Genomic DNA, 12194 nt, shown 5'->3' with positions numbered 1-12194 from the left:
TTACTATATTATCACCAAAAGGATGTAATTTCAGGAATTTTATTCACTCTAAAAATAAATTTATTATTTTATTAAAATGAACATGAAACTAGTTATGTCATTTCATATTCATTAATGGTTGTGATCGTTGTCATGCTCCCCTAGTTCCGTCTCTTCACCCATATAAATTCGAATCGTTGCTCCTTTTTCCACTCTAGCTCCTGCTTTTGGAGATTGATTAATCACAACTTTTCCAGAGCCTGATCTTGCTAAGTTAAAATTCATATTCATATCCTCATAAATATCCTGTGCAGTTTTGCCTATTAAATCAGGAACAGTAACGATTGGGATTTCTCCATATTTATATTTTTTGTTCATTTGTTTTTCCCGAGGTGGAACCTTCATATATTCTAGCGCATCCGTAAGAATATTTTTTACAATAGGCGCTGCAACTACGCCCCCAAATTGGATCCCTTGTGGATTATCTACAGCAGTATAAACAACAATTTGCGGATCATCCGCAGGTGCAAACCCAATAAAAGACACGATATGCTCACTGGTGGAGTAACGACCATTTACGACCTTCTGTGCTGTCCCTGTTTTACCGCCAACACGATATCCATCTATAAATGCATTACCACCCGTGCCATTCGCTACAACGCTTTCTAGTGCCTCACGCACTTGCTTAGATGTTTCCTCAGATACAACCTGACGAATCAGCTTAGGTTCGTTACTTGCTACAATTTCGCCTGTGTCTGGATTGGTCCATGACTTAGCGACATAAGGTTGATAGAGCTTCCCCCCATTTATTGCGGCTGAGACAGCTGTAATTTGTTGAATCGGTGTAACAGATACCCCTTGACCAAACGCTGTCGTCGCAAGCTCCACAGGCCCAACTTGACTTAACTTAAATAAAATACCAGTGCTTTCCCCTGCCAAATCAATCCCTGTTTTCGTACCAAAACCAAAATTTTGAATATAATCAAATAACGTTTCCTTACCTAAGCGTTGGCCTAATGCTACAAAACCAGGGTTACACGAGTTCTCAACGACCTGCAAAAAGGTTTGACTGCCATGCCCACCCTTTTTCCAGCAACGTAGCGTTGCGCCTCCCACCTTGACATAACCCGGATCAAAAAAATGATCATGCTGTAAGTTAACCTTTTTTTCCTCCAAAGCGGCGGCAAGTGTAATAATTTTAAAAGTTGAACCTGGCTCATACGTCATCCAAATCGGTAAGTTGCGGTTGTAGGTTGATGCGTCAAAATCTTGGTAACGTCCCGGCTCAAAGCCCGGCCTTGAGGCCAACCCTAATATTTCACCTGTTTTGGGGTTCATTGCAATACTTAGTGCTGAATTCGCATGTAGACGGTTCATCGCATCATCTAATTCTCTTTCTATAATACTTTGAATTGATTTATCGATCGTTAATTGCAAATTCAAGCCATCTTTAGGCTGTACATATTTTTCAGATGTCCCTGGCATTAAGCGCCCACCTGCATCAGATAAATAGGATACATTCCCATTCATTCCACTAAGCTCACTCTCATATTTACTTTCAAGTCCTGCTAAACCTTGATTGTAGCTTCCAGTAAAGCCTAAAATATGAGCCGCTAAGCCTTCAAATGGATAATATCTTTTGTTATCCTCAGCAACAACAATGCCCGGAAGAGCTAAATCACGAATTTGCTGGCTTTTTTCCATCGTAATTTTACGTCCACCGGGCTGTAACCGAACAATCGACTGCTTTTTTGAAATTTGCTTTAATATATTTTCTTCACTCATATCAATGATAGATGCTAAGCTTCGTGCTGTTGACGCCTTGTCCTTAATTTGAACAGGAATAGCCATGATCGTAGGTGTTGTTACATTGTAAGCTAATGTGACTCCATTCCGATCGCTAATCTCTCCACGCTTTGCGGAAAATGGGATATTCCGACGCCATGACTCCTCGGCCTTTTGAGATAACTCGGCACCTTGTCCTAATTGCACATAGGCAAGACGAATAACAAGCGCACCAAACATCAGCGTTAACCCCAATAATAACCATAACAATCTTTTTCTAATGGTGACTTGTGAATTTTTCATTCTATAAACCTCCTTTAATACGTATCCTGAGCATGATAGTTTTGTATCATGATTATTCAGGACAAGGAGGCAATAGAACAAGCTATCCTTTTAAATTCTATTCACCCTGCACTTCATCATTGTCTTCCCTCTTGGCTGCATTGTCATCTTTAGCCCCAGAGGTACCTTGTTTTTTATCTTTATTATCCTGATCTTGGTTTTCATTATCTTTATCTTTATCTTTATCTTTAGCTGCCTTATCATCCTTGTCCGCATCTGGAGCCTCTAAGCGCAGTGTCACAACTCGTTTCCCATTTTCATTAGTGGTTGTTTGTGAAACTACATAACCTATGCCCTCAGATTTCACGGTTACATTCAGAGCAGACAATATTTCCATTGCATCGCGTAGTGATCTGCCCTTTACATCAGGAATTTGAATCTTGTCGCCAGCTTCAGTGAGCAAATACATATATTGTTCCCCTTGTAGAGTGGTGCCTGCCTTTGGAAACTGAGAAACAAGCTTATCTCCTTTTCCTAAGGTAGCATAAGTAATCCCACTTGCGACGAGCTTATCCTTTGCTGCCTTTAAAGTTAATCCAGATAAGTCAGGTACTTTTAAGGTGTTTTCTACCTTTGTAGCTTGCTTATCCGTCCGCTTAGGAACGCCCATATATTGCAATGATTGACTTACAATCTTTTTAAATACAGGCGCAGCAGCGGTTCCCCCGCCCAAATCAGAGTTTTGTGGTTGGTCAATCACGACGATGACCGCAATTTTAGGGTCATCCACAGGCGCATATCCGATAAACGAAACTACCTGTTTTGTATGGTCATATTGTCCATTAATAACCTTGATTGCTGTCCCTGTTTTACCTGCTACACGGTAGCCATCAATATAGGCATGACGCCCTGTTCCATTCTTCTGATCGGAAACAACCTCTTCCAGCATAAGCCCCGTCTGTTTGGCGGTTTCAGGTGTAATGACCTGGCTTATCACTTCAGGTTTAGTAACAGTTACTTGCTCAGTTTGTGGATTAGTAGTTTCCTTCACGATATGGGGCTTCATCAGCTTCCCACCGTTAGCGACGGCGGAGATCGCTACAATTTGCTGTAATGGTGTAACAAGCAACTGCCCGTGACCATAAGACATCGCGGCAAAGTCCGCCGCATATTTAGGAGCAACTATCCCTGGAATTTCACCAGATAACTCGATACCTGTTTTCTTACCAAATCCAAAATTATCTACATATTGTTTTAATAGATCAGGACCCATCATTTCATAACCCATTTTAATAAAAGCAACGTTACTTGACCGAATTACACCTTGTCTATAGGTTAAAGGAATACTCCCTAACTTATTATAGCTTGAATCTCGAATTGTTCGACCTGGCACACGAATTTTCCCTGCCATATAGGTGGCATCAGGGTTAAAAAAGCCTTCTTGTATTGCCCCTGCTAAGGTTACAATTTTAAAGGTTGAACCTGGCTCGTATTGTGACCTTGTAGCATGATTATAAAAGCCTTCTTCTTCAGCTTCCCCGTAGGTATTAGGATTAAAGGTTGGTGCATTGGCCATCCCTAAAATTTCCATCGTTTTGGGATTGGCTGCAATAACCGAAATACTGATTGGATTAAGTTCGTTGTAAGCTTCCTTAACGGCTTCTTCAATATAATATTGAATGGTATAGTCAATCGTTAGTGCTACATTTTCGCCATCCTTAGGTGGGGTATAGATTTCACTTGCCTTTGGAATTTCAATACCTTTACCGTCACTTTTATATTCTAACGACCCGTCGACTCCTTTAAGCTTATCATTTAGAGAAGACTCAATGCCTGAAATTGCTTTCCCTTCACGACTAATATACCCAAGCACATGTGAAGCTAATGAATTTTTAGGATAATAGCGTTTTTGCTCAGCAATAAACACAATGCCAACGTCTCTTTTATTGTATTTCTTCTCTAAACCTTCCTTAAAGGCTTGCACTTTGTTTTTTAAAGTTTGGTCAATTTGCCAGCCTTCATTCCGTAACTCACGTTGTGCATAAAGCTTCCCTGTATTAGGGTTTATTGCTTCAATTAAGCTCTTTATTTCACCTGCATCTTTATTTAATAATTTAGAAAGTCCTTCTATAATTTCATCCTCTAGCTTTAACTGCTTAATGATCTGAGGATTCACAGCCACAGTATAAGCAGGTGCATTCATTGCCAAAATATCACCGTTACGGTCTGTAATTTGGCCTCGTTGTGCAGGGATCACCTTTTTCTGGGACCAAATACTTTCTGCATGTGCCTGCCAGAAATTCCCCTCTACAATTTGTAGCCAAAACACTCTACCTAACAATAAAACAAAAAAGAGGGTGATACATCCCCCTATTAATAGTGTACGAAGCTTTATTCTTTTTATCATATAAATGTCCTCGTTAAAATATTATTTTTTCGCTGTTGTTGTACGCTCAGATGTTACCGCTGCAGTATCAGGTACAGCAATATTAACGCCTTCTTCAACCGACTCCACATAACCTAGCTTAGCCGCTTCTTCAGGTATTTTTTGTTCTAGTGTTTCTTTTGTTGTGGCATGCTCACTAATTTCCACATTCATCTTTGTAATGGATGCTTTCATATTGTACATATCTCTTTTTATGCCATACAACGTACTATTTTGAATTAATAGTCCTACCATCACCGCCACACCAAGCAAAATTGTGAACAAATACAGCAACTTCTCACGAGCTGGTATGGATGTACGACGTGTAACTACCTTTGTCGTTTCACGATAACGTTCAGGTGAATAGGATTGCTTCCGTTTTTCTTTTACTGCTAAATTTCCTCTTGTATACGCCATTTTAAGAGTCCTCCGCTACCAAGTGCAATTTCTCCGCCACACGTAGCTTAGCTGATCGTGCTCGGGGATTTTGGGCAATTTCTTCATCAGAAGGAATAAGTGGTTTGCGATTAATTAGTTTTAGCTCTCCGCTTGCTCCACATACACATAGAGGGAAATCTGGAGGACATGTACATTTCTCCACATAACTTGCAAAGATTTGTTTACAAATCCGATCCTCTAGTGAATGGAATGTAATCACAGATACTCTACCTTCTGGAGCTAAACAACGTACAGAAGCATGTAAAGCTTTTTCAAGCACACCTAATTCATCGTTCACAGCAATTCGTAAAGCTTGGAAGCTACGTTTTGCAGGGTGTCCGCCAGTTCTTCTGGCAGCGGCAGGGATGCCCTCTTTAATCAATTCAACAAGCTCGCCTGTTGTATTAATGGGACTTTCCTCACGTCTTTTTACAATTACCTTGGCGATACGTCTTGAAAACTTCTCTTCTCCATATTGGAATAAGATTCTAGCTATTTCTGATTCTGACCATTCATTTATAATGTGTCTAGCGGTTAATTCCGCACCTTGATCCATTCGCATATCTAAAACTGCATCTGCATTATAACTAAATCCACGTTCTCCTTCATCAAACTGGGGTGATGATACACCTAAATCAAACAATATTCCATCAACCTGAGGAATACCGTTACGTTTAGGAACCCAATCAAGTTCAGATAACTTTTCTTCTAAATTTTCAAAATTACTTTTAATAAGATGTAGCTGTTCTGTGTAGGAAGCTAAAAGCTGCTTAGCATTATTTAAAGCCCAATCGTCTTGATCAAAAGCAATCAATCGACCTTTGGGACTTAGCTTAGATAATATAACTGAGCTGTGCCCTCCCCCTCCTAATGTACAATCTACGTAAATACCGTCAGGCTTAATACGCAGCCCTTCTGTAGCCTCTGCCTTAAGCACCGTGATGTGATGAAACAAGCTGCAGCCCTCCATACTTAGTTTTTGAATTACAAATCAAAATTAAAATCAACCAACTTTTCCGCAATTTCATTAAACGTATCCTCAGACTGCTGGAAGTATTGCTCCCAAATGTCACGACTCCATATTTCAACACGGTTAGATACGCCTAAGACAACACATTCTTTTTCAAGGTTCGCATAGTCTCTTAAATTGCTCGGTAAATTTACCCTTCCCTGTTTGTCCCAATCGCATTCAGTTGCACCTGAGAAAAAAAAGCGGGTAAATGCCCGTGCGTCAGATTTCATTAAAGGAAGAGTTTTAAGCTTTTGCTCTAACACTTCCCATTCAGGTAGTGGATAAACAAATAAACATTTATCAAGCCCACGGGTAACAACAAAAGAGGTACCAAGAAGCTCACGAAATTTAGCCGGGATAATCATGCGGCCTTTATCGTCAATGTTATGCTGAAATTCGCCCATAAACATTGTTTGCTCACTCCCCGCCTCTTTCTCCCACTTTGCTCCACTTTCCACCACTTATAGATAGTTTATATTCTACGTTACTTTTATAAATCCTCCTTAGCGCTCATATTTTTTTATCCACATGTGGGTAATTAGTGCTTGTGGCCTATTTTCTCTTGTGGATAGGGCAAAATTCTCAGCAATGGTGAAAAAACTTTATGATGGGAGTTGGGGGTAGCTTCGTTCCAGAGGGTTCCTACGATCGCTGTTAAAGCCCGATTCCCTGAGTTGTAGCTATGGTAGGAATCGGGCTTTAAAGGCGAACATTTCATTTCTCCGAAATCCCTCTGTCTCTTCGCTACTGCAAGCTGGCATAAAGTTTTTTAAGAATTGGTAAGAGATTTTGGGGAGGAGGCAGGATGGAAACAAATAGGTCACTCCTGTGGATAAAGTGACCGGATTTAAAATCATAAAGATAGAAGGACTGAAAGGCAGCGGTTGGGATCCGTGCTCCTTTGCAAGGAGTGACGTGTTTAAGGCGTGGGAGTAAGTATCCGTCTTAAGGGGGCTTAGTAGTCACTCCTGAGTAAGAAGTGACTCAATCACAACGGACAGTTAGTAGCAGATAGTCGTATTTCAATCCACACTCCTACATAAGGAGTGACCCTAGAGTATCTGTGCCAAGACTGCCACAATGAGATTTCAATCCACACTCCTACATAAGGAGTGACTTGCTTCCTGTGTTTGGTGTCTTGCTGCCATTCAAATTTCAATCCACACTCCTACATAAGGAGTGACAGCGATTTTTTAACTAATATCAGTATTTTAATCCAGTAAAAGGACAAATAGAAGGTATAAAATGGGTATTAGCAATTAAAATCAATTAGTAATTTTTATAAAATTCCATTAAATGTAATAAAATTGGTGCGGAGGACCCCAGGTTTTTATGTGAGCTTGGGGTTCGCACCTGTATTATTTTATACGTAAATCACACGATGACTGCCTGTAACATCATACGGGATTTCCATGAGCTGATCAATCCAGCCTTCCCCATAGCGATTAAGGTAATAAAACACATTATACACTCGCTCTTGTGGTTTATGCTGTGGATATAGAGAGTATTCAATCCGATCAAAGTGACGCATGCCAGCTTCATTAGAACGAGCTAACGCATCCATCGCACGATTTTGAAGGTATTCAATTTGATCGACAATTTTATCCTTATTTGCATTCCCAAGCTTTAAGAGTCCAGCTTGAACGTGGCCTAACTGTTCAATTAAAGGTTCATACATTCCTGTAAAGGAAGATTTAATATTAGCAAATTGATCTTCAATCTTCCATTGATCTTGTTCACTTAACCACGTCTTCCGCTTATCTGCAAATTTCTCAGGTGAAATGATGTCTTCCCACTTCAACTCGTATTTATCCATATGCTTGTGCAAAGTACCTTCGATAACCGTAAATGACATTCTTGGTAGCAAAATTGGCATTTGCAGACCTAACACTTGAAAAGCTTTACCTGTAAGTCCCCAATACGCAATTTCACCACCGCCAAGGACTGCACCCAGCACTGGCAATAAGCTATCCTGCATCAATGGTCTTGTTAATACGTTATTACTGAAACGTTCAGGATGCTGATGAAGCTCTGCTAACAGTTCATCTTTTGTAAAGGAAACTTGTTGCTTGCGGTCAGCGAACTTCCCCTCTTGTTTGAACAACAACAAGCGGTCCTGACCATGAATATAAAATAAGTTTGCTCCACCTTCGACTACATCCGCTTGTGCGGTTAAGCCTAATTGAGCAACTTCCTTCGCTGTATCTAAATAGGCTTGCTCCAACTCATCATTTTGTTCAATGATGGCTTCAAATACAGGAGCTTCAAGCTTACGTAAACCTTCATCTGCGGAGTCCAACAAAATAAGTCCATATTTACCAAACCATTTACCTAACAGCTTTGCAAAAGCAATGGTCAATGTATCTGATTCGCGACAAAGTTGTCCTAGTTCAGCCAATAAATGCTCCTTAAACTCACTTCCAGCCAATAATGTCTCTAGTTCAGTTAAGGAGCTTTCCCACATTTCCTCTGAGATGCTAACCTTGCTCACAGGAGAACGATGTTGATCTTCACGTGCTAATCTAATGCGATTAATTTGTAAATCTGGTGATAACACATACGTGTGGTTCACTTCATCCCAATCATGGTCTTCACCTGCAATCCAAAAAACAGGGACAACAGGTCGATTTAATAGCTCACTACCATATTGAGCTGCTTTTATAATCGAGATCGCCTTATAAATAACCAGTAAAGGCCCTGTAAACAAACCACTTTGCTGACCACCTGAGATGGCAAGCGTACCTGACTGCTCTAAAAGTGAAAGCGAGGTATGAACTGCCTCGTAATTATTATATTTTTGGTTAAATTGAGTTAAACAACCTACAATCTTTTTTCTGTCTATACGTAAATGCTCTGTACGATCAAGCCATTCCATCCTCCGCGTCCAGCTTGCTTCTTCAAATGCATTGCTTTCATACAAATGAGCTACACTCTCATATTTATGTATAAGCGCCTCAGCAAGTGGTTGTCCATTTGGAATGGGCTGTTGCATAACATTCATTTTGTAATCCCCCTAGTTCTTTGCTGTCACAGCTTATTTGATTGTATCAAAAAAACGAAAATACCACTCTATTTCTAGTAGAAAAGAGCGGCATTTTATATGCAAATCATGAAGAAGCTTAAAGCAACTTTACTTAGGCATAGCAACCCAATGTCCTGGAGTCACTTCCACAAGCTCCGTATTCTCAAGATCAAATGCTCCTTTTTTCTGAGGTGCATCACCACTTGCAGAATGAATAGGTCCTTCATTTTGATGCTCAAACAAAATACGTTTTTTGTTAGCTTCAATTTCTGGATCCGGAATTGGAATTGCTGATAGTAACGTCTTAGTATATGGATGTAATGGATTAGCATAAAGCTCGTCACTTTCAGCCAATTCTACAATACGTCCCAAATACATAACTGCAACACGATCACTAATATGTTTAACCATAGATAGATCATGGGCAATAAACAAATAGGTTAAGCCTAAACGATTTTGTAAATCCTTAAGCAAGTTTACGACCTGAGCTTGAATCGATACGTCCAACGCAGAAATAGGCTCATCGCAAATAATAAATTTAGGATTAACAGCTAACGCACGAGCAATCCCAATACGTTGACGTTGACCACCTGAAAACTCATGTGGATAACGAGTTGCATGATCAGGGTTTAAACCAACTAAGTCTAGAAGCTCCTCAACCCGTTTTTTACGTTCTTGGCGGGTTCCAGCCATTCCATGAATATCTAACGCTTCACCAATAATATCAGTAACGGTAAAACGGGGATTCAAAGAAGCATAAGGGTCTTGGAAAATCATTTGCATATCGCGGCGCATCTCTTTCATTTTTTTAGGAGATAGCGTACAAATGTCAGTTCCATTAAACTTAATTGAACCTGCCGTTGGTTCATATAGACGTAAAATAGTACGTCCAGCGGTTGACTTTCCGCAGCCAGACTCACCAACAAGTCCTAAAGTTTCCCCTTCCGCAATGGAGAAGCTGATATCATTTACAGCCTTTAAAATATTTCCGCCACCAACATTAAAATATTTTTTCAAACCTTCTATTTCAATGAGATTTTTACTCATAAAAGCTCCACCTCCTGCAAAAATATTTGTTTGTACGGATATTGGTTAAAGCGAGCATCACGCTGCTAGTATTTTCTGTTTTAAGCAAACTAATAATTAAAACTACAAAAATGCTGCCAATATCTATAGCCATATACTTTATGCCTTATTTTTTTAATTTTGGATCAAGTGCATCACGAAGTCCATCACCAAAAATGTTAAAGGACAACATAATTAAACTGATTAAGCCTGCTGGGAACAACAAACGCCATGGATACACTAACCAAGCTGTAAGCGCATCATTGATCATTGAACCTAGTGACGCTACTGGTGCTTGCACACCAAGACCAAGGAAACTCAAAAATGCTTCCGCAAAAATAGCATTTGGAACAGACAATGTAACCGTAACGATAATTGGTCCAATTGCATTTGGTAATAAGTGACGGAATAATAACCGTCTCCAATCAGCACCCATAGAACGTGAGGCTAATACAAACTCACGGTTTTTAAGCTGCATAATTTCACCACGTACAATCCAAGACATATTAATCCAACCTGTGATTGTTAAGGCGATAATAATAGTAGGTAAGCTTGGCTCCATAACGACTAGCAATAAAATCGTAACGAGCAAATAAGGAATTGCATACAAAATTTCAGAAAATTTATTCATGATGGAATCTACACGTCCACCAAAGTACCCCATAATCCCACCGTAGATTACGCCGATAAATAAGTCAATTGCCGCCGCAACTAAACCTACGATTAATGAAATACGAGCACCATACCATGTTCTTACAAACATATCTCTACCCAAATCATCTGTGCCAAACCAATGTGTTAAGGAAGGCGCTTCATTTGTAGCAAGATAATCATTGCTATAATAATTAAACTCAGAAAACATCGGAGCAAAAATAGCAGCTAATGCAATAAAAACCAAAACAATCAATGCAGTCATTGCAAGTTTATTTTTACGCAAACGCATCATCGCATCTTGCCATGCAGACAAGCTTTCACGATGAATGACTTCTGCTTCCTTTTCATTTGAACCAATCAATTTAAAATCTTCAGGTTTTACACCAGCTAAATTGTCATTTGCTGCCATTGGTTAGCCCTCCTTTCCACCACTTAGTTTGATACGAGGATCAATAAATGCATAAGCCACATCTGTAACTAATCTAGCGATCATCAAGAGTGCACCATAAAAAATCGTGATGCCCATAATGATTGGGTAGTCACGTGTACCAATCGCTTGCACAAATTGTTTCCCGATGCCACCAATACCAAAGATTTGTTCAATAACAACGGAACCTGTTACGATATTTGCTGTCATTGGACCTAAATAAGTAATAACGGGCATGATACCATTACGTATAACGTGACGGGATAAAATGGCTCTCCATGTTAATCCTTTTGCTTTCGCTGTTTTAATATAATCGGCATGTAACACTTCAAGCATGCTTGATCTTGTCAAACGAGCAATAAAGGCGATCGGTTGAGCAGATAATGCAGCTACAGGCATAATATAGTATTCAATGCCTTTAAAGCCTGAGGTAGGCAACCAATGTAGCTTAGACGCAAAGAAATATTGCAATAAGGTGGCGACGACAAAGCTTGGAACTGCAATACCTAATACGGCAACAACCATAGCTATATTATCAATCAGCCTTCGGTGATACAAGGCCGCTAGTAGTCCTAGTGAAACCCCAATAATTACTGAAACAACAATTGCAGCCAAACCAAGCTTCAGAGAAGCTGAAAATGTTTTATTAATAATTGTAGATACATCTTGGTTTACTTTTTTCATAGATACACCAAAGTCACCTTGGACGATGTTACCTAAATAATTAATATACTGCTTATAAACGGGCTTATCCAAACCAAACTGCTCATATAAACGTTCCTGTATCGCTTTAGGAACCTTTTTCTCAGAGGTAAAAGGATCACCAGGGATTGCTTTCATTAAGAAGAAGGTCGCTGAAATCAAAATAAAAAGTGATACTAACGTATAAAATAGCTTGTTTAAAATATAACGCGTCATGCCCGTTTGCACCTCCTTAAATTTTTTTCGACACTAATCGATTGTAGGTCAATCCATGCCTTTTGTCCATTCCTTATCTTTCTCCATATATTAACTTCATGTTTGTCTCTAAGATTAGAAAAAAACATGAAGTTAACATGCAAAAAAACGGGATATATATGGATACTACATATATATCCCGAATGAA

9 protein-coding genes are annotated in these 12194 nt (G+C 39.5%); all 9 read right to left on the bottom strand.

The genetic code is table 11. The features are described 5' to 3' along the window. Positions 1-111: 111 nt before the first annotated feature. Positions 112-2067, bottom strand: a complete 1956-nt coding sequence (locus tag J2Z32_RS04855; RefSeq protein WP_210088048.1) for a stage V sporulation protein D — start codon at positions 2065-2067, stop codon at positions 112-114. Between the two features lie 97 nt (positions 2068-2164). Then, positions 2165-4453, bottom strand: a complete 2289-nt coding sequence (locus J2Z32_RS04850) for a penicillin-binding transpeptidase domain-containing protein (protein WP_210088047.1) — start codon at positions 4451-4453, stop codon at positions 2165-2167. Between the two features lie 21 nt (positions 4454-4474). Then, positions 4475-4888 (bottom strand): hypothetical protein, encoded by a 414-nt coding sequence (locus J2Z32_RS04845; RefSeq protein ID WP_210088046.1) that lies wholly within the window; start codon positions 4886-4888, stop codon positions 4475-4477. A 1-nt stretch (position 4889) separates the two neighbouring features. Continuing rightward, on the bottom strand, positions 4890-5864 hold the full coding sequence (gene rsmH / locus J2Z32_RS04840) for a 16S rRNA (cytosine(1402)-N(4))-methyltransferase RsmH (RefSeq protein ID WP_210088045.1): 975 nt from the start codon (positions 5862-5864) through the stop codon (positions 4890-4892). 29 nt (positions 5865-5893) lie between these two features. After that, positions 5894-6331 (bottom strand): division/cell wall cluster transcriptional repressor MraZ, encoded by a 438-nt coding sequence (gene mraZ / locus J2Z32_RS04835; RefSeq protein WP_210088044.1) that lies wholly within the window; start codon positions 6329-6331, stop codon positions 5894-5896. 953 nt (positions 6332-7284) lie between these two features. After that, the gene (gene bshC, locus J2Z32_RS04830) at positions 7285-8922 is read right to left on the bottom strand and encodes a bacillithiol biosynthesis cysteine-adding enzyme BshC (protein ID WP_210088043.1); all 1638 of its coding nucleotides are present in this window, start codon (positions 8920-8922) and stop codon (positions 7285-7287) included. Between the two features lie 129 nt (positions 8923-9051). Next, complete coding sequence (locus J2Z32_RS04825) at positions 9052-9990, bottom strand: ABC transporter ATP-binding protein (RefSeq protein WP_210088042.1); 939 nt, start codon at positions 9988-9990, stop codon at positions 9052-9054. A 145-nt stretch (positions 9991-10135) separates the two neighbouring features. After that, positions 10136-11071, bottom strand: coding sequence for an ABC transporter permease (locus J2Z32_RS04820; protein WP_210088041.1), 936 nt, complete (start codon positions 11069-11071; stop codon positions 10136-10138). 3 nt (positions 11072-11074) lie between these two features. After that, on the bottom strand, positions 11075-12007 hold the full coding sequence (locus J2Z32_RS04815) for an ABC transporter permease (protein WP_210088040.1): 933 nt from the start codon (positions 12005-12007) through the stop codon (positions 11075-11077). Positions 12008-12194: the final 187 nt, after the last annotated feature.

The sequence above is a fragment of the Paenibacillus turicensis genome (genome assembly GCF_017873435.1).
Taxonomy (GTDB): domain Bacteria; phylum Bacillota; class Bacilli; order Paenibacillales; family Paenibacillaceae; genus Fontibacillus; species Fontibacillus turicensis.
The sequence above is the reverse complement of the archived record's forward strand: the minus strand, read 5'-3'. Positions and strand labels throughout refer to the sequence as shown.

Coding starts and splice junctions, on each gene's coding strand:
- J2Z32_RS04855 (WP_210088048.1), bottom strand. CDS start 2,067: ATGAAAAATTCACAAGTCACCATTAGAAAAAGATTGTTATGGTTATTA.
- J2Z32_RS04850 (WP_210088047.1), bottom strand. CDS start 4,453: ATGATAAAAAGAATAAAGCTTCGTACACTATTAATAGGGGGATGTATC.
- J2Z32_RS04845 (WP_210088046.1), bottom strand. CDS start 4,888: ATGGCGTATACAAGAGGAAATTTAGCAGTAAAAGAAAAACGGAAGCAA.
- mraZ (WP_210088044.1), bottom strand. CDS start 6,331: ATGTTTATGGGCGAATTTCAGCATAACATTGACGATAAAGGCCGCATG.
- bshC (WP_210088043.1), bottom strand. CDS start 8,922: ATGAATGTTATGCAACAGCCCATTCCAAATGGACAACCACTTGCTGAG.
- J2Z32_RS04825 (WP_210088042.1), bottom strand. CDS start 9,990: ATGAGTAAAAATCTCATTGAAATAGAAGGTTTGAAAAAATATTTTAAT.
- J2Z32_RS04820 (WP_210088041.1), bottom strand. CDS start 11,071: ATGGCAGCAAATGACAATTTAGCTGGTGTAAAACCTGAAGATTTTAAA.
- J2Z32_RS04815 (WP_210088040.1), bottom strand. CDS start 12,007: ATGACGCGTTATATTTTAAACAAGCTATTTTATACGTTAGTATCACTT.